Below are 22644 nucleotides of genomic sequence, written 5' to 3'. Positions count from 1 at the left end.
TATGCAAGCGCGGCAACTGCTGCGGGGCAAATATGGAGTGTTGCAAACAATGTCGCTCAATTCGGAGGATAGCTTGCGAGGGCATTATTCATCGCTTCACGTAATGCCTTGCTGCGTCCACTTTCATCACTGCCGCTAAGGGCTTCGGCGTTACCACTCCAAACAGGCTGGCCATCGCGGCTGTCGAAGAAGTCCACGCGCACGACCGCCACCTCCTCCTGATAGGTACGTACGATGGGCACGCTGCCATAGGCGCCGTAGCGGTCATAGCGATCGTAGTAGCCGCTGCCTGCGCCATAGTAAACACCGCCGTTGTCGTAAGACTGGCGCAGGCGCGTTTCCAAACGCACGCTGGCTGAGACCAAGAGATCAGCGGCTTTGCCGGTTTGTACTGGACGTAAACCGGCGCGGTCGAGGCTGTTACTTAGCGCGCTGCTGATCATTTCGCTGCTGGCCCAGGCACTGCCAGCGGGCAACTGCTTATTAGCCCAGCTCCAACTGCGATAATGGCCATAGTCCCGTGTCGGGGCTGGGTAAGCGCTTAAATCAACATGACCTGCAGGCTGTATCGGCGCTGGCGGCAGCGGGGCTGAAGACGCGCTGTAGGGGTTGTCTGACTGACAGGCCGCAAGGCTGAGCAGCGCTGCCACGCTGAACATTAAGGTGACTGCACGATTCATCTTGCGACTCCTTTAACGTGGTCGGCAGACCCAGTGCAAATAACGACCCAGGCCCGCAAATGTTGGATGTCGTCGGTAAGCCAGCTCCATCTCTAACAGGTCGATGAGTTCGGCCTTTAGTTGAAAGTCGTGGGGCATGTAGTCATGAAAAACGCGCACGCCACTTTGAATTTCGACTTGCCAGTCTACGCTAAGTTGCGTGGCGAGCTCATGGGGATCGACCGGGCGCTGTGGGGTCAGACTTTGCTTTTCACCGGCGAACTCAGCCTTGCGCAGCTTGCGAAAATGTCCCTTGAGCAGGTTGCGGTAGATCAATGCATCTTTATTATAAAAGGCCAAAGACAGCCAGCCGCCCGGCGCGGTGAGTTGGTGCAGCACCGGTAGAATCGAGTGGGGCTCGGCCAGCCATTCGAGTACCGCGTGACAGATCACCACATCAAAGGGTTGATGGCCTTGGCCGAGCAAGTCTTGCCATGGCGCTTGGATAAATGTGGCCTCCACTCCCGCTTCAGCAAAACGCTGACGGGCACCATTCAACATTGGCTCAGCGGGTTCGGCCAGCGTGACTTGATGGCCGCGCTGGGCAAGCCATAAGGACATATGACCCAAGCCCGCGCCTATATCGAGCACCCGCAGCGGACTATCAGGCAAGGCTTCGGCGAGATCGGCTTGCAAGACTGCGAGGCGAATCGCACCTTTGGCCCCACCGTAGATTTTTTCCGCAAAGCGCGTCGCCAGTTCATCAAAATGACGGTCATTCATGAGGCGAAGCGCCTTTCACTGTCGGCCAGTTTGGCGTTCACCACATGCTCCATGTCCAGGCCCAGTTCGCTGCACAACAACAATAAATACAGCACTATGTCACCCACTTCCTGGCCCGCGTGCGCCAGCACTTCATCCGGCAGTTCACGGGATTGCTGTTCAGTCAGCCACTGGAAGATTTCAACCAGCTCAGCCATTTCGACGCTGGCCGCCATCGCCAGGTTTTTAGGGCTGTGAAACTGCCGCCAGTTGTTACGATCACGTATTGCGTGCAAGCGGCTGGTGAGTTCGGTGATATTCATGCTGCGCTCCTTGAAGGCGCATAGCTTGAGATGGATCGGGCGGCTGCGCAAGCCCGGTGGATAACCCTTTACCGCCCATGGTATTGCTCTGATCAGTTATCCAGCGGCTGCCAGGTCCCTTGCATATGTGGCATGTCGTTAGTTCCGGTCAGGGTGAATTGCCCGCTAGGTCCGCTGGCGCTGGATCTAAGAATCACGTCGCCGGGCAGTAGCAGTGGTTTTTTAAAGCGCACATCCACTTGATAGCCACTGACGGGGAGTTGCTCGCCCAGTTCGGCCAACACGCGGCCTTTGTTCCACAGGCCGTGGGCGATTGCCCGGGGAAAGCCAAAGAGCTTGGCGCTCAGTGCAGACAGGTGAATGGGGTTGTAGTCGCCGGCAACTCGCGCATAGCGCCTGCCGATATCGCTCGGCGCATGCCAGTGGGCGCGTTCGGTGAGTGGCATATCCGCCAGTTCCACCGCTGCTTCTGGGCTGCCCTCAAGTTTGACGCCGCGGCAAAGAATTCGACTGTCGCCCTGCCAAAGCAGGCCGAGTTGGTCTTCCAGTCGGGTGATAACGCTGAAAACAGCGCCTTTTTCATGGGGCTGTAAATTCTCGACATGCACGCTGATGCTGAAGGGGCCGTGGCCCGCGAGCGGACGTAACACCTGAATGCTGTTTTCCAGATGAACCAGTCCAAGCAGCGGGAAGGGAAAGCGTTTATCGGTCAGTAATTTCAGCTGCAGCGCAAATGCCAGCACATGCGGGTAAGCGGGCGGCAGCAGGCTGCACTCTAGGACACCGCAGATCTTTCGATAGGACGCAAGATTTTCAGGGTCGATGCTTATTTGCGTGCGCAGGCCTACATCGGGCAATTTTTTGCCGGTAATCCCTCGGCGCAAAACGGCTTGCATAAATAACCCCGGCAACGCCGGGACAGTGTCTAGGTCAAGCCATTGGGTCGTCATATAGTGCGCCTCATTTAATCCTTGGCAGCAGCTTAGTAGCTGCAAACCCTCAAGCATTGGCCACTTCGCTCAAGCGCCTGTCATGCCAGTCAATAGGTTTTGGACAATGGTTTCGCTGTAGCCGTTCGCTAATTTGGCAAGATGCTGACTTGAGCCTGTTTGGGAAAGCTGCCTAAGATGTCTTGCAGTTAATCAATAGCCAAGAAATGTTAAGCATGCGCGATCTTACGGATGATATTGCGTTGATGCGGCCAGTAATCGCCGCATTGCAAACCAGTGGAAATGATCCAGCCAAGGTATTGGCCCGCATTGGTCTACTGGCAGGAGAGTTACCGCCTAAACGCTTTCCTCACGCCCAGCAGGCGAAATTTTGGCAAGCGGTAATTGATGAGACCGGCGAGCCCCACGCCGGGTTGTTCTTGGTCGAGCATCTGCCTATCTATCATGGCCTATTGCTTGAGTATCTGTTCCTATCCAGCGAAACCTTTGGTGCGGGCCTGCGCCACGCCTTGCGCTACGTACGCTTGCTGTCTGATGCACTGAATGCGCGTCTGGATGTTGAGGGAGATCGCGCCGTATTAACCTTGGCAGTGGACAGCGGCGTTTCACGGCATTTCCCAGAGTTGCTTGCCGGTGCTGTTATTCGTTTGTTCAAAGCCCTTACCGAAGGCGAGTTCGCGCTCTATGAGGTGCACTTCATTCACCCCAAAGGGGCTAGCCCCGAGCACTATCGGGCGGTATATGGTTGTCCTGCGCACTTGGGCAGCAAGCGCTATGCATTGGTGTTCGACAGCGCGATTCTGAGCAGATGTTCAGCGCTGGCTCAGCCTGAACTCCTGCAAGTACACGACTTAGTGGCGCAGCGGCAGTTAAGCGAGATTGAGCGGCTTGATCTGGTCAGTCAGGTGCGGGAGTTGATTGCTGAGTTGGTGATCGATAATCGCGCCACTCTCGAACAGGTCTCAAAGCGGCTGAATATGCCTGCCCGGCGTTTACGCGAGCGCCTGAGTGTCGCCGGCGTGCGCTTTAATGATCTGGTCGGTGATTACCGGTGCCGTCTGGCCAAAGACCTGCTGCTCAATACCGATGAGCGCATTGAAGTGATTGTCGAGCTTACCGGCTTCTCGGAGCCGAGCACTTTTTATCGTGCATTCAAGCGCTGGGTTGGACTTACGCCGGTTGAATTTCGTAACAGAAGGAACAGCTAAACAGGGCTTTATCTGGTCCTGAACTTAGCTGTTGTAGTAGTTGAGCGTATGGCCATGCTTCGCGCCGTCACACCCCTCGCGATACGTGGGCTGTGACGGCGCCTGTTGGCTTTTGCGCCTGCCAACTTATGGGCTCAGGTTGTTTTGCGTTCTCAGGCGCCAAGCAGGCTTTGTCCGCATACCCGCATGACCTGACCGGTAACGGCGCCGGAGGAGGGCTGCGCAAACCAGGCCACCGCCTCGGCGACATCTTGCGGCAAGCCACCTTGGCCCATTGAGTTCATGCGTCGGCCTGCTTCACGCAGGGTCAGCGGGATGGCCGCTGTCATTTGTGTTTCGATAAAGCCCGGTGCGACCGCGTTGATGGTGACGGCTTGCTTGGCCAGCGCCGGTGCCCACGCCTCAGTCACACCAATCACTCCAGCTTTACTGGTGGCGTAGTTGGTTTGGCCCATGTTGCCGGCAATTCCGCTGATGGAAGAAATCAGCACCACCCGTGCATCTTCATGCAACTTGTTGGCGTCAAGCAGGGCTTGAGTGAGCACCTGCGGGGCACTGACGTTGACGTTAATCACCGAGTTCCAGAAACCTTCGGTCATTTTTGCCAGCGTCTTGTCGCGGGTGATTCCGGCGTTATGCACCAGAATGTCGAGGCCGTCGGGTAGCGCTTCAATCAAAGTTTGCGCTGCATGCTCGGCGCAAATATCCAGCCCAATGCTGCGTCCTCCCAAGCGCGCGGCCAGGGCGTCCAGATCATCCTGCATGGCCGGTACGTCCAGCAACACTACGTCGGCACCATCACGGGCCAAGGTTTCGGCAATCGCCGCCCCAATGCCACGTGAGGCACCGGTGATCAGGGCTGTTTTGCCTACCAATGGCCGCGTCCAATCTTTGACTTCAGCATTACAGGCGGTGAGGGTTAAAACCTGACCAGACACGTAAGCACTTTTGGGCGACAGGAAAAAGCGCAGTGCGCCTTCCAACTGGCTTTCACCCCCTTTACCGACATAGAGCAATTGCACGGTACCGCCACGGCGTATTTCTTTGCCCAGTGAGCGGGTAAAGCCTTCGAGCGCGCGCTGAACGCTGGCGGCCACCGGGTCTTTGATGGTTTGCGGCGAGCGGCCCAGCACCACCACATGGGGGCAGGTGCCGAGTCCTTTCATGGCGGGCTGAAAGAACTCGCGCAGGGTGTTGAGCTGGTCAAACCGGGTTAGCTCGCTGGCGTCAAACACCAGTGCTTTGAGCTTGGGCGAGTGCTCTGCCGTCCAGCGTGGCAGGTCAAACATGCCGTCTTCATTGGCGAAGAGCTGGTCGCTAAGCTTGTTGGCAAAACCGCTGATGGTTTTGCACAGCGGGCCGCCGCTAAGCAGTAATGCCCCGTCGACGGGACGGGTGCGCCCGGCTGTCCAGCGTTCCAGTCTTACCGGCGCGGGTAGGCCGAGGGCGCTGACAACGCGGCGTCCAGTGGCTGAGTTGGCGAAAGATAGATAACGATCCGACATGAAGGGCTCCTGCGAGCAGAACAAAAAAGTTAGCTAAAGGTCTTCTTAAAGGCTAGTGAGTAAAGCATATGACCATGGTTGCAAGGTTCAAAGCGAAAGCCTGCACTGTGTAACAGCTTTAGCCTTTAGCGGTGGCCTAACTTTATGACAACAGCATTGCACAATTGACTTGAAACTTTATTGAGCGGGCATGCTGGCCAATGTGAAGCTGCGGTTTCAGGCTAGCCTATGCGACACTCCAATTTCACTTTCGCAAGGAGTCACCCATGACCCAGCTGCGTCGCGTTGCCATCATCGGCGGCAATCGTATTCCGTTCGCACGTTCGAACACCGCGTATGCCACAGCAAGCAACCAGGAAATGCTGACCAGTGCGCTGGGCGGTTTGGTTGAACGCTTCAACTTGCATGGCGAGCGTCTTGGGGAAGTGGTTGCTGGCGCCGTACTCAAGCATTCCCGCGATTTCAACCTGACCCGCGAGTGCGTTCTTGGCTCGTTGCTGTCCCCAGAAACACCCGCTTACGATATTCAGCAAGCCTGCGGCACCGGGCTTGAAGCGGCGTTGCTGGTCGCTAATAAAATTGCCTTGGGCCAGATTGAGTGCGGTATTGCCGGTGGCGTTGATACCACCTCCGATGCGCCGATTGGGGTCAATGAAGGTCTGCGTAAACTATTGCTCGAAGCCAATCGCAGTAAATCCACCGGCGACAAGATCAAGACCCTGTTGAAAATTCGACCTCGCCATCTGGCACCGTCACTGCCGCGAAATGGCGAGCCACGCACGGGCTTGTCCATGGGCGAGCATTGCGAGTTGATGGCGCAAAACTGGTCAATTCCACGCGATGAGCAAGACCAGTTAGCGGTGGCCAGCCACCAAAAAATGGCCGCGGCATATGCTGAAGATTGGCAAGATGATTTGATGACACCATTCAGCAGTCTGACTCGCGATAACAACCTGCGCCCCGATATCGATCTCGAAAAACTCGCGACCCTCAAGCCTGTTTTCGAGCGCAGTTCACGTGGCACCCTGACCGCAGCTAACTCAACGCCGCTGACCGATGGTGCCTCGCTGGTACTGCTCGCCAGCGAAGAGTGGGCGAAGGCGCGCGGGCTTCCGATTCTGGCTTATTGGCGCGATGGTGAAGCGGCCGCAGTGGATTTTGTCGATGGCGCTGAAGGCTTGTTAATGGCCCCGGTCTACGCTGTGCCACGATTGCTGGCGCGTAATAATCTGGCCTTGCAGGACTTTGACTATTACGAGATTCATGAAGCCTTTGCAGCGCAGGTGTTGTGCACACTTAAAGCGTGGGAGGACCCTGAATACTGCCAGGCGCGCTTAGGCCTGGACCAACCCTTGGGCGCCATCGACCGCAGCAAGCTGAATGTCAAAGGCAGTTCACTGGCGGCTGGCCATCCGTTTGCGGCCACTGGCGGGCGGATCGTTGCCAACTTGGCCAAGCTGCTCGCGGCGGCAGAGCAAACCGAGGCGCGAGGATTGATTTCGATCTGCGCTGCTGGCGGGCAAGGGGTCACGGCCATTCTTGAAAAGTAGCCTTGGCTGATCGCGCTCAAAAAACTTTGATTAATCCATCGGCGCCGTCTAAGGCGCCGTTTTTATATCTGCATAAGTTGCCAGATAGCAGGTGTTTTCTCCGGCAGTGACTAAGCTGCAACTAGTTAATTAAAGGACGACTTCGTTAAGGATTCGGATGATGGCGCGTATCTGTGGGTTGTTGCTGTGCTGGTTGCTCTGTATTTCGGTGCAGGCCGCACAAGTGCCGCTCAGCAAGGAGGATGAGGCATGGGCCAAGGCGCATCCAGTTATCCGTGTAGGGATTGAACGAGAAGGCTGGGCACCCTTTGATGTGATCAACCCGCAGGGTGAATACACCGGGCTTAGCGGCGAGTATTTAAGCTTGATCACCCGCCGGTTGGGGATGCGTATTGAGGTTGTGCTGTTTGATAGCTGGGACGCGGCGTTAGTCGCCTTGCGCACCGACAAAATTGATCTGCTGCCCTCGGTGGTTCGTACCCCTGAACGTGAGACGTTCTTGCGATTTACCAAGCCTTATGTCGTGAGTAGCAGTTTGGTGTTTACCCGTTCGGATGAGCACCTGCAAACACTTGCAGATCTGGACGGGCATGAAGTCGCCGTCGAGCGTGGCTATGTGGTTGAGTCGCGGCTTAAAGAGTCCGTTCCAGGTGTTCGGCTGATGCGTGTCGACAGCACCGCTGATGCACTACAGGCATTGTCGTCCGGGCGTGTGGATGCTTATGTCGGCGATATGATTGTCGCCACGTATCTCATCCGTGAGCTCAACCTGACCAACATTGAGGTCCGTGCCGAATCGGGCTTAAGCAGCAGTGAGTTGAGTTTTGCCGTGCGCAGGAGCGCACCCGAGTTGCAGCGACTATTGGATGCTGGTTTGTTGACCGTAACGGATCAGGATACAGCCACCATCAAAAGCCACTGGTTACCGGCACTGACCGAGTTCAACTGGCAGCGTTTACTGGAAGTCGGTTGGCCTTACCTGCTCGGTTTTTTGCTGCTCATGGCCTTTGTTTTGGTATGGAATCGCCGGCTCAGTGTGCAAATTGCTGAGCGCGAGCGAGCGGAAGCAGAGGCTCAGTTGCAGCGGCGTACATTGACCGCCTTGATTAACGCGATTCCAGATCCCATTTGGTTTAAGGACGAAAAGGGCAATTACGGCGGAATTAATCAGGCTTGCGCCGATTTGTTTGGCCTTACGCCCGAAGAAGCCATAGGTAAAAACGATGTCGAATTGCTCGGCATTGAGTGGGCCAATGCCCGTGCGGGTCACGATAAAGTCGCCTTGGCGCGTGGCGGCGCATTTGAGACCGAAGGCTGGGCGCTATACCCGGATGGTCGCCGTGTGGTGTTTGATACCTTGCGCTCGACATTTCAGGACGATCAAGGCGCGCTCTTGGGGTTGGTTGGTGTGAGTCGTGATATTACCGTGCGCAAACAAGGGGAAGAGGCGCTGCTGGCAGCAAAAAACATGGCCGAAGATGCCGCGCGGTTGAAATCAGATTTTCTCGCCAATATGAGCCATGAAATTCGCACGCCGATGAACGCCATTATCGGAATGTCGCACCTCGCTTTAAGGACGGACCCCTCGCCGCGACAACGCGACTACCTGAATAAAATCCAGCAGTCTGGTCAGCATTTGCTCGGCATCATTAACGCCATTCTCGACTTCTCGAAGATCGAAGCGGGCAAGCTGAGTATTGAACATATTGATTTCGATTTACGTCAGGTGCTTGAGAACGTTGCCAACCTGGTCGCCGAAAAGGTAAACGAGAAGAATCTGGAACTGATTTTTAATCTTGATCCCGCGGTGCCGCAGTTTTTGGTAGGTGACCCGTTACGCCTGGGGCAGGTGCTGATCAACTTCTCTAATAATGCGGTTAAGTTCACTGAAAATGGCGAGGTTGAGCTGCAAATTCGAATCGAGCAGCGTGATAGCAAGCAGGTACAGATTTACTTTGCAGTGCGCGATACCGGCATCGGCATGGATAAGACGCAGATCAGCCATCTGTTTCAGTCATTCCAGCAGGCGGATACCTCGACCACCCGAAAATATGGCGGCACAGGGTTGGGTCTGGCGATTTGCAAAAAACTGGTTGAGGCCATGGGCGGCGAGGTGGGTGTTGAAAGCCAGCAAGGTAGGGGGAGCCTGTTCTGGTGCACAATTCCTTTTGGTATTGGGACTGATCAAGGCATGCCAGTTGCGGTACCCACTTCCCTCAAAGGTCGACGGGTGCTGGTGGTTGATGACAACAGCACGGCGCGTCAGGTGTTTGAAGGGCTTCTGAGCAACATGGGCATGGCGGTTGAGCTTGTCGAGTCGGGTGCTCAAGCGTTAACTAAAATCGCCCAAGCCGATAACCGTAACACGCCCTATGAATTGGTACTTATCGACTGGCAAATGCCGGTAATGGACGGCATTGAGACGACGCGGCGCCTGCATGGCCTGAACCTGCGCAAGGCGCCGAGCGTGTTGATGGTGACGGCTTTCGGGCGTGAGGAACTACTGCTCAGCGCCAAGTCGGTCGGGGTTGATGATGTGTTGTTCAAACCGGTAAATCCGAGCTTTTTACTTGATGCCGTATTGCGCAGTCTGGACGCTGAGGCAGCAGGTTTTGTCAGCAGCCCACAAGCCCTGCTACATGAGTGCCCGGACTTCAGTGGTCGCCGGGTGCTGTTGGTTGAAGACAATGAGCTTAACCGTGAAGTGGCCATCGGCTTGCTGGAGGAAAGCGGGTTGCTGATTGACGAGGCCGAGCATGGCGAAATAGCCCTGACCAAACTACGTGCAAATCCGGATGATTATTACGCACTGGTGTTGATGGACATGCAGATGCCAGTGCTTGATGGCATTTCAACGACCTTTGCGATCCGTAAAGAACCGCGTTTTGCCAAGCTCCCCGTCATCGCCATGACCGCTAACGCCCTGCCCGAAGACCGTGAGCGCTGTATTCGCGGCGGTATGAATGATCACATTGCCAAGCCCATCGAACCCCGCGATCTTTGGGCAACCCTGAGTCAATGGCTTGCGCCAGGCAAGAGTGTCGCATTGGCCCAAGCGCCTACTGAATCCGGGAGTGACAGCGCGGGGCGCGCTCTCACTGAGATGCAGTTGCCTGGCATTGATGTTGAAACAGCCCTGCGTCGGGTGCTAGGGAAAACCGAGTTGTATCAACGATTGCTGACTAAATTTGCCAGCAGTCAGCAGGGTGTCATTGGTCGAATCCGTGCGGCCATCAACGTAAATGATAAACAGGCGGCAGAGCGTCTGGCTCATACCCTGAAAGGCCTGGTAGGCAACTTGGGCGCAACCGAGATGCACGCTCAGGCAACGGCACTGGAGTCCGCTATTACAGATTCTCAAGGGCAAGAATTAGAATCGCTGTTGAAACCTTTGGAGCTGGGTTTGATCGAACTTGTAACGGCTATTCATCAGCAGTTTCCAGCGGAGCCTGTGTGCGTTGAAACCGATGTTGATGAAGCCAAATCGCGTGAACTCTGTGCCGAGCTTGAGCGCTTGCTGATCGAGGATGATCCCCGTGCAAGCAAGTTCTTTGACGCCAACTCTGTTGAGTTACGCAAGTTCTTCAGGGGTGACTATGATGCACTTGCCAGTGCAATGCGCGTCTATGACTTTATCAGCGCGCTCGGAGCAATCAGAGACCGCTGTCGCCGCGATACTTGATGGAATAGAGATGAATCATTATGGATGACAGTTTGAACTACCCAGATCAACCGCTGGTTCTGGTGGTTGACGATGTGCCGGACAACCTCGAACTGATGAGCGAGTTATTGCTCGACAGTTATCGCGTGAAAGTTGCCAGTAGTGGTCTTAACGCGTTGCGCATAGCCGCTAGCAATACCCCTCCAGACTTGATCTTGCTCGACATCACCATGCCCGGCATGGACGGCTATGAAGTCTGCCGTGCGTTAAAGCAAAACCCGCAAACCCAGAATATACCGGTTATTTTCCTGACCGCTAAAAGTGAGCTGGCCGATGAACAGCTTGGCTTTGATCTCGGCGCGGTTGATTACATCACCAAGCCGATAAGCCCGCCGATTGTAATGGCGCGGGTTAAATCCCATCTGCAGCTCAAGGCCGGGGCGGATTTTCTGCGTGACAAAAGCGAGTACCTGGAGCTCGAAGTGCGCCGGCGCACCCGCGAAATAGAAAAACACCAAGAGGTGGCTATCGAAGCTATGGCCGGGCTGGCCGCGATGCGCGACAACCCATGCAGCCTGCACCTTGCCCGGATCAAGCCCTATATGGTAACGCTGGCAACAGCCCTGGCACGCCAGCAGCCTGGCCTGAGCGTCGAACTTAGTAATGAGCGAATAGCCCAGTTAGGCCGCTCCGCATTGCTGCACGGCATTGGCAAGCTGGTGTTACCAGACCGTATTTTGCTGAGTCCAACCAAGCTGGAAGGGCATGATCTTGAGCTTATGCAAGGGCATGCAAAGGCAGGGTATTTGGCACTTGAGGCCGCAGAGAAGCAGCTCGACAGTCAGCACAGCTTTTTGAGCGACGCCAAGGACATTGTCTACAGCCAGCATGAAAACTGGGATGGCAGTGGTTATCCACAGGGGCTGCGTGGCGAGCAGATTCCTCTTTCCGCACGGTTGATGGCGGTGGCTGGGTGTTATGAGCAGTTAACCAGTCATCATGCGTATCGCCAGCCCCTGAGTCATGAAGAGGTGACTGCACGAATCAACTCCGCCAGCGGCACCTTGTTTGATCCATCGGTGGTGCTGGCATTTATTGAGGCGGCCGACGCTTTTTCAGCAATAGCATTGTCCCTTGAGGAAGATGCCGAGGCGCTCAACTTTGAGCTTGAACGGCTAAACGACTCCATGGGCGAGTCGATTGAACTGAGCTTGCCGGCTGAGGAGTAAGGCGATTACGCGGTCCATTCCAGTGTCAGTGCTTCTTGCCAGGCAAAACGTTCAAAGTGGCTGGCGACGACATTTTTTAGCCGATCAAGCTGTTCGTCGGTTTCGGCCTGTACGCTCAGCTGCAAGCCGGTATCACTGGCTTGCAGCAATGCCAGTCCCATTTCAAATTCGATCTGCCCCTGTTGTTCATCAAAGTTAACTGGGATTTTGTGCGCGAAATGTTTGCACAACCGACCAATATAACGGGCCGGTGTTTCGGTGCTGACGAATGCAGATGAAGTCAGTGTCATTGGGGTTCCTTGGGAAAAGTAGGGGTGGGTTACGCTTTTTCATCCACCATTTGTGCTTATGAACATTCGGATCAGTGGCTGGTTTTGCAGCGCATTGCATTTCAACTAGGGTGGACCAACTGCGCCTTGTCAGACCCGAGTGCATAAACAATGCGTTGCGAATCCGGCAAGAATCTTGTTCATCAATAATTTCATAAGGCTAAAGGTCAGATAAATAGGCTATAAACGCTTTAACTAATAAGCAGGGCTTAATAATGGAGCAGTTAAAGCGCATGGCAATCTTTGCCACTGTGGTTGAACGCGGCTCAATGGTCGCAGCCGCCGAAGTCCTTGGTATGACCGCATCTGCCGTGAGCCAGCAGATCCGCAAACTGGAGCAAAGTACTCAAGTCAGTCTGCTCCATCGCACCACGCGCAAGCTAACCTTGACTGAAGCGGGGGCTGGGTTTTACCAAAGCAGCGCGCAAGTCATGGCCTTGGCTCAAGAGGCTGAGCAGCGTCTGGCTGAGATGCGCGATGCAGCAGTTGGCGAGTTGCGTATCGCGGTGCCGGTCGGCTTCTCCGGTCGGCATTTGAGTGATGCGCTGTCTCCCTTGTTGCAAGCGCACAAAGGCCTGAGCGTACAGCTATTCTTTCAGGATGAGCGCATTGATCTGGTTGAAAAACGGATCGACTTGGCGATTCGGGTCGGCCCGCAGCAAGACTCAAGCCTGGTTGCACGACACATTGGTGATGCCGTCTTTATACTCTGCGCGGCGCCAAGTTATTTGCTTACTCAGCCGCAGATCACGCGCCCGGAAAATCTACTTGACGTCACGTGGTTGCTGCTAAGTACCACGCAGATGCATGAGAGCCTTAAACTGCTTGGGCCAAACGGGCAGACAGAGAACATCCGTATTGAGGGCCGTGTGGCTTGCAACAACCTGCTTGCGGTGCGTAACTTTACGCTGGCAGGCATGGGGGTATCGCTGCAGCCCCGGCATGAGATTACTGATGAGCTGGCGAGCGGCCAGTTGCGCGAAGTGTTACCGGGCTGGCAAATGCCTCCCCTGGGGATATACATCGTGACGCCGAGGCGTGATGTGCAGCCCGCAAAAGTGCGCTATGCGGTCGAGGCGCTGCGCCGACATTTGTTGGCAAATTGATCGGATCAAGCAAGGTAATGGTGGTATAGACTGGGCGCTGTCGAAAGATTGCCGTATAACGAGCAGAACAGGTGAAGTGAGCCACAAAGGACCCGTGATTAAAGCTGATGAAGACTCCAAAACGTCTTGAACCCTTAGTCGAAGATGGTCTGATCGACGAGGTGATACGCCCGCTAATGAGTGGTAAAGAGGCTGCAGTTTATGTAGTGCGCTGTGGTCAGCAATTGCGCTGTGCAAAGGTCTATAAGGAGGCAAATAAGCGTGGCTTCCGCCAGGCTGCTGAGTACCAAGAAGGTCGTAAGGTGCGTAACAGCCGTGATGCTCGGGCCATGGCCAAAGGCTCGAAATACGGTCGTAAAGGTCAGGAAGATGCCTGGCAGAACGCTGAAGTAGGTGCCTTGTTTCGCCTTGCCAGTGCAGGTGTTCGCGTACCTAAACCCTATGACTTCCTTGAAGGCGTGCTGTTGATGGAGTTGGTCGATGACGGTGAGGGCGATGTTGCACCACGCCTCAACGATGTTGACCTGCACCCGGATGATGCCCGCGAGTTCCATGCCTTTATGATCGAGGAAATCGTCAAGATGCTGTGTGCCGGTCTGGTGCATGGTGACTTGTCTGAGTTCAATGTGCTGCTTGGCCCAGACGGGCCGGTGATTATCGACCTGCCGCAAGCGGTCGATGCGGCCGGCAATAACCATGCATTCAAGATGCTGGAGCGTGATGTTGGCAACATGGCCGCCTATTTCGGACAGTTTGCCCCTGAACTCAAGTTCACCAAATACGCAAAAGAAATGTGGGCGTTGTATGAGGAAGGCAAATTAACTCCAGAGTCGGCGCTGACGGGTGAGTTTGATGACCCCGAAGATGCTGCAGACGTTGATGCTGTAATGCGTGAAATCAAGGCCGCATTGGCTGAAGAGGCGCGGCGTCAGGCCCTGCTTGATGCGGATGATGCCCCATCCGGGGAGGAGCCTCCGCCGCCTTGGATGCAGTAAGTAAAAAGCCCCGTTGCAGACAGTGTGAAAACTACTGCGCTCGACAATACTGCGTTATAAACAGGCGAAAAATGCTCATTTAGAACACCTAAACTGCGCTTTTTCGCCTGTTAAAGCCTTGTCTTGCCTTCGCTCGTGACGTTCTCAAACAGCCTGATTAGGGGCTTTTTAATGGGTGCCTGTCGCGGTTACAAGCTGGCCGCGCCAAAGGTGTCGCAGCTGCCGAGTTTGCCGCTGTTAAACCCGGCTTTAAACCAACGCATACGCTGCGCTGAAGTGCCGTGGGTGAATGAGTCTGGCATCACTTGGCCGCGGGTTTGTTTCTGTAAACGGTCGTCGCCAATGGCATTGGCGGCGTTCAATGCTTCTTCCAGATCGCCAGGCTCCAGCCAGTTGAGGCGACGCTGGGCGCTGTTGGCCCAGACGCCCGCTAAACAGTCGGCTTGCAGTTCCTGGCGGACCAGCAAACCAGTGCTGCCTTCCATGCGTTGGCCGGCTTTGCGCGCGGCATCGACTTTTGCTGAAACACCGAGCAACGTCTGAACATGGTGGCCGATCTCATGAGCAATGACGTAAGCCTGGGCAAAGTCACCGGCAGCCCCGAAGCGTTGTTCAAGTTCCTGAAAGAATGACAGGTCCAAGTAGACCTGCTGGTCACCGGGACAATAGAACGGCCCTACAGCTGAATCGGCAAAGCCACAGGCGGAATTGACGCCGCCATTGAATAGCACCAGTTTCGGGTCTTTATATTGGCGGTTGGCACTGCTGAAAATTTCACGCCAGGTATCTTCGGTGTCCCCCAGAATTGAGCGAACAAATTCAGACTGCTGATCATTGGCCGCCGGATTGTTGGCTGATGATTGCTGTGTGGGAGCAGGGGCACTGCTTTGGGTGGCTTGGCCAGCAATATTGCCAAGTATCTGCAGCGGATCCTGGCCCATCAACAGGCCGACCACTACGACCACGGCAATCCCACCGAGGCTCAAACCGCGGCCGCCTCCAAAGCGTCTGCCACCGCCGCCACTGCCGCGTGCATCCACTACGTTGTCACTGCGTCGTCCTTTGCTCCAGCGCATTACCCGATTCCCTTTGAAAGTGCTGTTATCAGTGTTGCTCAGTATATGCCAGACGCCAGTCCGGTCGTCAGTTACGGCTGATGCTAGGCGCAAGCCGTAATGACGCCTAAGCTATGGCTTTGGACGCTTTAAAGGATTTAGCAATGCTATTGGCGAGAGTGGTACTGGTAATTCAGATCGTCATATTGTTCGGCTTGGGCCTGGCGTATTTTGTCAGCCCGCAGCAAATGGCTAATGTTTCGGGCATGTTGCTGATGGAGTCCGCAGCGATTACCGATGTTCGCGCCTATTACGGCGGCTTGCAGATTGGCTTGGCTGCATTTTTGGGGCTGGCGTTGACTCGTATCGATCTGACTCGCAGCGCCTTGACCTTAATGGTGCTGCTCTACAGCGCCTTGGCGGTGGCCCGGTTGGGTGGCTTGTGGCTCGACGGCGGGGCCGGGCAAACCTTCAACCTCTACATCTTGTTGTCTGAGGTTGTTGCTGGGGGGCTGAGTTTCTACGCCCTGCGCGGTCTTAACCGCGCGTAGGGTGGGGGCGCCTTTTTTCAACCACTCATGCAGTCGCAGGTTTCAGGCTTGATTGCTGCGACTTGGCGGGCACGTTTCAGGTTGCCCGCTCTAGGTCGATGCTTACTTACGCACCAGCAGTACACCTGATTCCATGTGGTGGGTGTAGGGGAACTGGTCGAACACAGCACATTGTTCAATCCGGTGCGTGTCGCTGAGCTGTTCGATATTGGCGGCCAGGGTTTCCGGGTTGCATGAAATGTACAGAATGCGCTCGAAACGTCGGGTCAGCTCACAGGTGTCTGGGTCCATGCCGGCGCGCGGCGGGTCGACAAATACGGTGCCGAAGTCATAGCCCTTGAGGTCGATACCGGCCAAACGGCGGAAGGGGCGCACCTCATTCAGCGCTTCTGTGAGCTCTTCTGCGGATAGGCGTACCAAGGTGACATTATCCACGCTGTTGTCTGCCAGGTTGGCCAACGCGGCGTTGACCGACGACTTGCTGATCTCCGTGGCCAGAACTTTTCGCACCCGTGTTGCCAGCGGCAGGGTGAAGTTGCCGTTGCCGCAATACAGCTCAAGCAAGTCGTCCTGACGTTCGCCCATGGCGTTAAACGCCCAGTTGAGCATCTTCTGGTTTACCGTGCCGTTGGGCTGGGTGAAGGCGCCTTCTGGTTGACGGTAACTGAAAGTGCGTCCGTTGACTTGCAGTTCTTCAACCACGTGGTCGCGGCCAATCACCAGGCGCTGACCTCGTGAGCGGCCGATAAGGCTCACCCCGAGCTCAGTGGCAAGTTGCTGCGCGGCGTTTTGCCAGTGCTCATCAAGCGGGCGGTGATAACACAAGGTTATCAGTGCATCGCCAGACAATGTGGTCAAAAACTCCGCTTGGAACAGTTTGAAGCTGAGCGCTTCGCTGGCTTGCCAAGCGGCTTTGACACGCGGCATCAAATCATTGATCCGTTCGCTGGCAATCGGGAAGTCGTCAATCAGGATGGGCGTGCGCTTGTCGCCGGGCGCAAACATTGCGTAAAAGCGCTGACTGTCTTCACGCCACAGGCGGAACTCGGCGCGCAAACGGTAATGTTCGCGGGGTGAGTCAAACACCTCGGGTGCTGGCGCATTGAACGGCGCGAGCAGATTGATCAGGCGTTGCTGCTTTTCTGCCAACTGCGCGTCGTAGCTGGTTGGATCGAATTGTGGCGCACTCATGAAAAACTCTTCAGCGTAGTCAGAAGGCTGCAGGTTAACCTGCAGCGCTTGTGAGGTGTGGGCGCGGGCAAACGCGCTTAAGCGTTAAACCAGGCAAACTTGATTACAAACAAAACGGCCAGGATCACCAGCGCTGGGTTCAGTTCTCTCCAGCGGCCGGACAGCAGTTTGATAGCCGCCCATGTGATAAAGCCAAACGCAATGCCGTTAGCGATTGAGAAAGTCAAAGGCATCGCCAAAGCAGTAACCACAACAGGCGCGGCCAGAGTGATGTCGCTCCAGTCGATTTCCGCCAGGCCTGCGGTCATCAACACGGCAACAAACAGCAGCGCTGGTGCGGTTGCGAAGGCGGGAACACTGCCGGCCAAGGGGGAGAAAAACAGGGCCAGCAGAAACAGAATCGCCACCACCACCGCAGTCAAACCGGTGCGCCCGCCTGCGCTGACGCCCGCCGCTGACTCGATATAGCTGGTGGTGGTTGAGGTGCCCAACAAGGAGCCGACCATCGCCGCGCTGCTGTCTGCGATCAATGCACGGCCCATTTTCGGCATGTAACCGTCAGCGCGCATCAGACCGGCTTTTTTGGCAACAGCAATCAAGGTGCCCGAGTTGTCGAACAGGTCAACGAAGAGGAACGCGAAGACCACGCTGACCAAGCCGATGTCCAGTGCGCCCATGATATCGAGTTGCATGAAAGTCGGCGCCAGGGATGGCGGCATCGAGACAAAACCACCGAATTGCGACACGCCCAAGGCAATACCCAGCCCGGTGGTGAGCAAAATGCCGATCAGTACGGCCCCCGTCACCTTGCGCGCTTCAAGAGCAACAATCACAAAGAAACCCAGAATTGCCAGCAGCGGCTCAGGCCTGCTCAAGTCCCCCATGCCTACCAAAGTGGCCGGATTGGAAACCACGATACCGGACTCTTTCAATGCGATCAGGGCGAGAAATAAACCAATGCCCGCGGCTATCGCGGAGCGCAATTCCAGCGGGATACTGTTGATGATCCATTCGCGTATCTTGAAGATCGACAGCAGAAAGAACATGCATGCCGAGAGAAATACGGCACCCAATGCCACTTGCCAGGTGTGGCCCATGTGCAGGACCACGGTGTAGGTAAAGAAGGCATTTAGGCCCATTCCCGGGGCGAGGGCGATAGGGTAATTGGCGATAAACCCCATGATGGCCGAGCCGATGGCAGCGGCCAGGCAGGTGGCAACAAAGATCGCGCCCTTGTCCATGCCGGTTTCACCGAGGATGCTCGGGTTGACGAACAAGATGTAAGCCATCGTCAGGAAGGTGGTCAGACCGGCCAGCATTTCTGTACGAATCGTGGTGTTGTGTGCTTTAAGTTGGAACAGTCTTTCCAGCATGCTGGTTTCCCCATGGCGCTAAATACGCCGAAAATGGCCTGATCGATAGGAAAGCACATCTATCCCTGAGTGCACTTTATGGCGGGTGGTTGCGCAAAAGGCGCGCATCATACCAGTAAGCCCGGTGGTGGTGAATTTATGACCCGACTGAGTATTTGGGTTCTGTCTGGTCGAGGATAAGCAGATGACTGTACGTGCCGTAATTGCGGTAGCCGATGGCGTTGATGAGCTTGAATGTGTGACATTGATTAATGTCCTGCGCCGAGCTGACATTGAGGTGATAGTGGCCAGTATAGAAGGCCGGCGAATGATTACCTGCGAACGGGGCACCCGGTTAACAGCCGACGCCATGCTGATTGACGTGTTGGCGCAGCGTTTTGATTTGATTGCCTTGCCGGGCGGCATGCCCGGCGCCGAGCGTTTGGCCGAACACCCACCACTCGCGGAGCGGGTAAGGCAGCAAGCCAAAGCCGGGCTGTTGTTCGCGGCCATTGGCGAGGCACCTGCGCTTGCCCTGCAGCAATATGGGGTATTGCGCCAGCGCCGTATGACCTGTTATCCGGCCTTTAGTGATCGGCTTTCTGGCTGCGTCTTTGTTGATCAGCCGGTGCTGGTCGATGGCAACTGCATCACAAGCCAAGGGCCCGGCAGCGCGTTGGAGTTCGCCCTGACATTGGTTGAACAATTGTTGAGTAAAGCCCAGCGCCGCCAAGTCGCCGCAGACATGCGCGTGCTTTAAACGCTGGCGCTGGACTGTTTTGTAGCGGCCAGTTCTTGCTCGGTCTGCTCCAAGGTATCTCGCTGCGCCAGTGTCGGGAACAGCTTGATCCAGGTGCCCGTGACCAACAGCGTGCCGACCCCTCCGAGCACCACGGCGGGCACGGTGCCGAGCCAATGCGCGGTGAGCCCGGACTCGAACTCGCCGAGCTGGTTGGAGGCGCCGATAAACAAACCATTCACGGCACTGACTCTGCCGCGCATGGCATCAGGTGTTTGCAGCTGCACAAAAGCACCACGAATCACCATGCTGATCATGTCCGCTGCGCCCAGCACCACCAACACCAGTAAGCTAAACCAGAATGACGTCGACAAGCCGAAAGCGATGGTAGCCACGCCAAAAATAGCAACGGCGGTGAACATGGTTCTGCCGACCTGACGATTGATCGGAAACCGCGCTAGCCAGAACGACATCAGCAACGCACCAACGGCGGGAGCTGAACGCAGCAGGCCCAGCCCCCACGGACCTGTCATTAGAATGTCCTTGGCAAACACCGGAAGTAGCGCCGTGGCGCCACCCAGTAAGACTGCAAATAGATCAAGTGAGATGGCGCCAAACACATCCGGGCGGCTACGAATAAAGCGAATGCCTGCCAGCAGATTGTTTAGCGAGGCTTTTTCCTGACTTTGCTGGGCGGGGTGTTTGGGCAGGCTGAGCATCAAGCCGCACGCCAGTGCATAAAGAATTGCCGTAGGCACGTAAACCCAAATGCTGCCGAAAGCGAACAGAAAGCCGCCCAAGGCGGGGGCGACGATGGTTGCGGTTTGCATGGCTGATGCCGATGCTGCAACCGCCGCCGGAAATAACGCAGGCGGTACCAGACGCGGCAACAGCGCCTGAGTGGCGGGCATTTCGAACGCTCGTGCCGCGCCCAAGCTAAACGCCAGAAGGAATATCATCTCGCGGCTGATATCACCGCTGTAGCTGCTGATCACCAACGCCAGCGCAATAAGGGCCTGCACCGTCTGGCAAATGGCGGCAATGCGCGCCCGGTTGTAGCGGTCTGCAACGTGGCCGGTGTGCAACATAAACAGCACACGGGGAAGAAACTCGGCTAAGCCAACCAAGCCGAGGTCAAGCACACTGCCGGTGAGCTTGTAGATGTGCCAGCCAATCGCAACGGTGAGCATCTGAAAGCCGCTGGCGGTTGCCACACGGGCAAGCCAGAACGCGATAAAGGGGCGATGGTGGCGTAGCAAGGCAGGCGTGGTGTTTGACATAACAGCTTTAGCTCGGGCTTGGGCGGGGAGCAGAGTCTAACTGAAACAAATTATTTCAGCTTCCTGCGGGTATTATTTTGGCTTGTCACTGCCGTTGTTTATGACGCTCTTTTTATCCACCATGAAGCTCCTGCGGCTAACGCTCTGGTAGGGGGGGCGACGCTCTTCTCGGCCACCATTTAGGCAGGCACAGGCGATTATTGGTAAACCCCCGGTGGCCAAGCTTCGCGTTGACGCACCCTACAACGGCCATCATTTGCGCAGCCACCTTCTATTATTGGTTAACTCCGGAGGACAAGCTTCTGTTGCCGTGTTCGCGCTCGGCCCGTTTATAATGGCGATCGCTCGATTTTTTGCAGAGAGCACTCGATGCAGCATTTAGATTTATTGGTGATTCGTCAGGCATTGCAGTGGTCGCAGGCCGGGCAGCGGATTTGGCTGTGTACCGTATTATTCACCTATGGCTCCGCGCCCAGGGCGCCCGGCTCTTTATTGGTCGTCAACGAGCAGGGCGGTTGGTTGGGCTCGCTGTCTGGCGGCTGTGTAGAAGATGATTTTCTCCAGCGAGTGAGTGAAGGCGCCTTTCCTGAACCGGCAATCATCGTGCGCTACGGTGACGGCACTGACAGTCACTCCAATGTCAGCCTGCCCTGCGGTGGGGTCTTGGAAGTGCTGGTGGAAAATCTCGCCCCCAGTTGTGAGGTGCAGGCGCATTTGCGTGAATTGCAAAGCGCCTTGCTCGGCCAGCGTCGGTTGTTACGCTCGGTCACGGTGCCCCAAGGTACGTGGCAATTGAGTGCGGATGTCGAGCACGGCCCACGGGTGCGCCGTGAGTTAGATACCTTGCAGATCCGGATTGGCGCGGCGCAACGCTTGCTGTTGGCGGGTTATTCGAGCGTGGCACATGTCTGCGCAGAGTTCGGTAAAACCCTGGGTTTTGAAGTGGTGCTCTGTGACCCGCGCGATGATGTGCTGGAAGGCGTTGAATTGCCGGGCATCGAGATCCGCCGTGAATTACCCTCGATGGTGATCGCTGCGGGCGGTTGCCACGCCGACACCGCCGTAGTGGCGCTGACCCACGACCCGCGAATCGATGATCTGGCAATGATCGAAGCGGTGCGTACCGACGCATTCTATATCGGCGTTATGGGATCGCCACAAACCACCCAGAAGCGATTTGCGCGCTTGTTGCACTCAGGCGGGCTGAGTGAGGCTGATCTGGCGCGTATCCAGGCGCCTATTGGCCTCAATATTGGCAGCAAGACACCTGCTGAAATTGCCTTGGCAGTACTGGCCGACATCGTCCGCCTGCGCAATGGTATTGCCAAGGACCAGCTCTGAACAGCGTGGCCAGCGACGTTATCGCCGTGGTGCTGGCCGCAGGGCGAGGGCGGCGCTTTGGCAGTGATAAGCGCCTGGCCCAACTCAGTGATGGCCAAGGATTGCTGGCCGCAACTGTTGGCCACGCTCAGCGGCATTTCGTTCAGCTTTATGTGGTCCTGCGTGACGACGACGATCCGCTGGCGCTTGGGCTCACTGAGCAAACAGCCGTCGTGCGCTGCGTCGATGCCGATCAAGGCATGGGCAACAGTTTGGCGGCGGCAATTACCGAGGTGGCGGCGCTGCACCCTCAAGCGCGAGCAATTGCCGTGTTGCTGGGGGATATGCCTTGGCTAGCGGACCTCACATTGCAACGGCTGGTGCAAACGGCTGACAGTGCGAAGATTGTTTACCCGGTCTACAAGGGTGAGCGTGGTCATCCGGTCATATTCGGGCGGCAGTATTGGCCGCAATTACAGCGGCTAAAGGGCGACCAAGGTGCCAAGGCGCTGTTACAGGAGCATGCCAACGATTGTATCGGCGTGGCGATTGACGATGCTGCAACCCTGCTCGATGTTGACCGTCCAGAGGCGCTGCGCTGAACATCAGCGCTGATCGCGACAAACAACCACAGCGATGATTCCCCAGTTTGCAGCTACTCTTAATCCCGAGTAAACCGCTATGGGATTATCCTGTAATGATACTGATCAGTGCTTGGCTTTTAGCGGGGCACGCGGTTTTCACCGCCACTCAATTGCGAAGGAGCGCGCATTGCCTCATTCCTACTGTTAGTTATAAGAACCCTGACGTCATTTGACGATCAGAGTCTAGAGAATCACTTGGCAGGCCTCGAATGATGCGAGGTTTTGTATAACCTGA

Annotated in this window: 20 protein-coding genes; 10 read left to right on the top strand and 10 right to left on the bottom strand. The window is 56.0% G+C overall.

Annotation, left to right across the window (positions count from 1 at the left end):
* Positions 1-56 precede the first annotated feature (56 nt).
* The 4 genes from AACY09_RS06390 to AACY09_RS06375 form a co-directional block, all read right to left on the bottom strand.
* Entirely contained in the window at positions 57-680 is a 624-nt protein-coding gene (locus AACY09_RS06390) for a DUF4136 domain-containing protein (RefSeq protein ID WP_339486703.1), read from the bottom strand.
* Between the two features lie 12 nt (positions 681-692).
* The gene (locus AACY09_RS06385; protein WP_339486702.1) at positions 693-1442 is read right to left on the bottom strand and encodes a methyltransferase domain-containing protein; all 750 of its coding nucleotides are present in this window, start codon (positions 1440-1442) and stop codon (positions 693-695) included.
* Positions 1439-1744: a MazG-like family protein gene (locus tag AACY09_RS06380; protein ID WP_339486701.1), complete on the bottom strand. Its 306-nt coding sequence runs from the start codon at positions 1742-1744 to the stop codon at positions 1439-1441. Before AACY09_RS06380 ends, AACY09_RS06385 begins: the two co-directional genes overlap by 4 nt.
* A 92-nt stretch (positions 1745-1836) precedes the next feature.
* A complete protein-coding gene (locus AACY09_RS06375; RefSeq protein ID WP_339486700.1) occupies positions 1837-2694 on the bottom strand; it encodes a MaoC family dehydratase in 858 nt (285 codons plus the stop codon).
* A 215-nt stretch (positions 2695-2909) separates the two neighbouring features.
* Here AACY09_RS06375 and AACY09_RS06370 point away from each other — a divergent pair, with 215 nt between their 5' ends.
* On the top strand, positions 2910-3902 hold the full coding sequence (locus tag AACY09_RS06370; protein ID WP_339486699.1) for an AraC family transcriptional regulator: 993 nt from the start codon (positions 2910-2912) through the stop codon (positions 3900-3902).
* Positions 3903-4054: 152 nt separating this feature from the next.
* Here the strand turns inward: AACY09_RS06370 and AACY09_RS06365 are convergent, their stop codons facing one another.
* Positions 4055-5407, bottom strand: a complete 1353-nt coding sequence (locus AACY09_RS06365) for a 3-oxoacyl-ACP reductase (RefSeq protein WP_339486698.1) — start codon at positions 5405-5407, stop codon at positions 4055-4057.
* 266 nt (positions 5408-5673) lie between these two features.
* Between AACY09_RS06365 and AACY09_RS06360 the strand changes: the two genes are divergently transcribed.
* From AACY09_RS06360 to AACY09_RS06350, 3 genes are all read left to right on the top strand, one after another.
* The gene (locus tag AACY09_RS06360; protein ID WP_339486697.1) at positions 5674-6957 is read left to right on the top strand and encodes an acetyl-CoA C-acetyltransferase; all 1284 of its coding nucleotides are present in this window, start codon (positions 5674-5676) and stop codon (positions 6955-6957) included.
* 160 nt (positions 6958-7117) lie between these two features.
* A complete protein-coding gene (locus tag AACY09_RS06355; protein ID WP_339486696.1) occupies positions 7118-10639 on the top strand; it encodes a response regulator in 3522 nt (1173 codons plus the stop codon).
* A 20-nt stretch (positions 10640-10659) separates the two neighbouring features.
* On the top strand, positions 10660-11847 hold the full coding sequence (locus tag AACY09_RS06350) for a response regulator (RefSeq protein ID WP_339486695.1): 1188 nt from the start codon (positions 10660-10662) through the stop codon (positions 11845-11847).
* 5 nt (positions 11848-11852) lie between these two features.
* Here AACY09_RS06350 and AACY09_RS06345 read toward each other — a convergent pair whose 3' ends face one another.
* Positions 11853-12137: a DUF2218 domain-containing protein gene (locus AACY09_RS06345; protein ID WP_339486694.1), complete on the bottom strand. Its 285-nt coding sequence runs from the start codon at positions 12135-12137 to the stop codon at positions 11853-11855.
* A gap of 254 nt (positions 12138-12391) precedes the next feature.
* Here AACY09_RS06345 and AACY09_RS06340 point away from each other — a divergent pair, with 254 nt between their 5' ends.
* On the top strand, positions 12392-13282 hold the full coding sequence (locus AACY09_RS06340) for a LysR family transcriptional regulator (RefSeq protein ID WP_339486693.1): 891 nt from the start codon (positions 12392-12394) through the stop codon (positions 13280-13282).
* Positions 13283-13389: 107 nt separating this feature from the next.
* Entirely contained in the window at positions 13390-14277 is an 888-nt protein-coding gene (locus AACY09_RS06335; protein ID WP_339486692.1) for a PA4780 family RIO1-like protein kinase, read from the top strand.
* A 188-nt stretch (positions 14278-14465) separates the two neighbouring features.
* Here the strand turns inward: AACY09_RS06335 and ypfJ are convergent, their stop codons facing one another.
* Positions 14466-15353: a KPN_02809 family neutral zinc metallopeptidase gene (gene ypfJ, locus AACY09_RS06330; protein ID WP_339486691.1), complete on the bottom strand. Its 888-nt coding sequence runs from the start codon at positions 15351-15353 to the stop codon at positions 14466-14468.
* A 143-nt stretch (positions 15354-15496) separates the two neighbouring features.
* Between ypfJ and AACY09_RS06325 the strand changes: the two genes are divergently transcribed.
* Entirely contained in the window at positions 15497-15883 is a 387-nt protein-coding gene (locus AACY09_RS06325; protein WP_339486690.1) for a DUF4345 domain-containing protein, read from the top strand.
* A 102-nt stretch (positions 15884-15985) separates the two neighbouring features.
* Here AACY09_RS06325 and trmA read toward each other — a convergent pair whose 3' ends face one another.
* The gene (trmA, locus tag AACY09_RS06320) at positions 15986-17074 is read right to left on the bottom strand and encodes a tRNA (uridine(54)-C5)-methyltransferase TrmA (RefSeq protein WP_339486689.1); all 1089 of its coding nucleotides are present in this window, start codon (positions 17072-17074) and stop codon (positions 15986-15988) included.
* A 77-nt stretch (positions 17075-17151) separates the two neighbouring features.
* Complete coding sequence (locus tag AACY09_RS06315; protein WP_339486688.1) at positions 17152-18447, bottom strand: NCS2 family permease; 1296 nt, start codon at positions 18445-18447, stop codon at positions 17152-17154.
* Positions 18448-18631: 184 nt separating this feature from the next.
* On the opposite strand from AACY09_RS06315, the gene AACY09_RS06310 reads away from it, so the two are divergent.
* Positions 18632-19186, top strand: a complete 555-nt coding sequence (locus AACY09_RS06310; RefSeq protein ID WP_339486687.1) for a DJ-1 family glyoxalase III — start codon at positions 18632-18634, stop codon at positions 19184-19186.
* On the opposite strand, the gene AACY09_RS06305 is transcribed toward AACY09_RS06310, so the two are convergent.
* On the bottom strand, positions 19183-20445 hold the full coding sequence (locus AACY09_RS06305) for an MFS transporter (RefSeq protein ID WP_339486686.1): 1263 nt from the start codon (positions 20443-20445) through the stop codon (positions 19183-19185). The genes AACY09_RS06310 and AACY09_RS06305 overlap by 4 nt on opposite strands.
* A gap of 369 nt (positions 20446-20814) precedes the next feature.
* On the opposite strand from AACY09_RS06305, the gene AACY09_RS06300 reads away from it, so the two are divergent.
* The gene (locus tag AACY09_RS06300) at positions 20815-21786 is read left to right on the top strand and encodes an XdhC family protein (protein WP_339486685.1); all 972 of its coding nucleotides are present in this window, start codon (positions 20815-20817) and stop codon (positions 21784-21786) included.
* A 5-nt stretch (positions 21787-21791) separates the two neighbouring features.
* Positions 21792-22367 carry a nucleotidyltransferase family protein gene (locus tag AACY09_RS06295; protein WP_339486684.1) on the top strand — a complete coding sequence of 192 codons (576 nt, stop codon included), beginning with the start codon at positions 21792-21794 and terminating at the stop codon, positions 22365-22367.
* Positions 22368-22644 lie beyond the last annotated feature (277 nt).

The organism is Pseudomonas sp. EL_65y_Pfl2_R95, from assembly GCF_963971045.1.
In the GTDB taxonomy this organism is placed as follows: domain Bacteria; phylum Pseudomonadota; class Gammaproteobacteria; order Pseudomonadales; family Pseudomonadaceae; genus Aquipseudomonas.
Note: the sequence above shows the minus strand (reverse complement) of the source record. Positions and strands in the feature narration are given on the sequence as shown.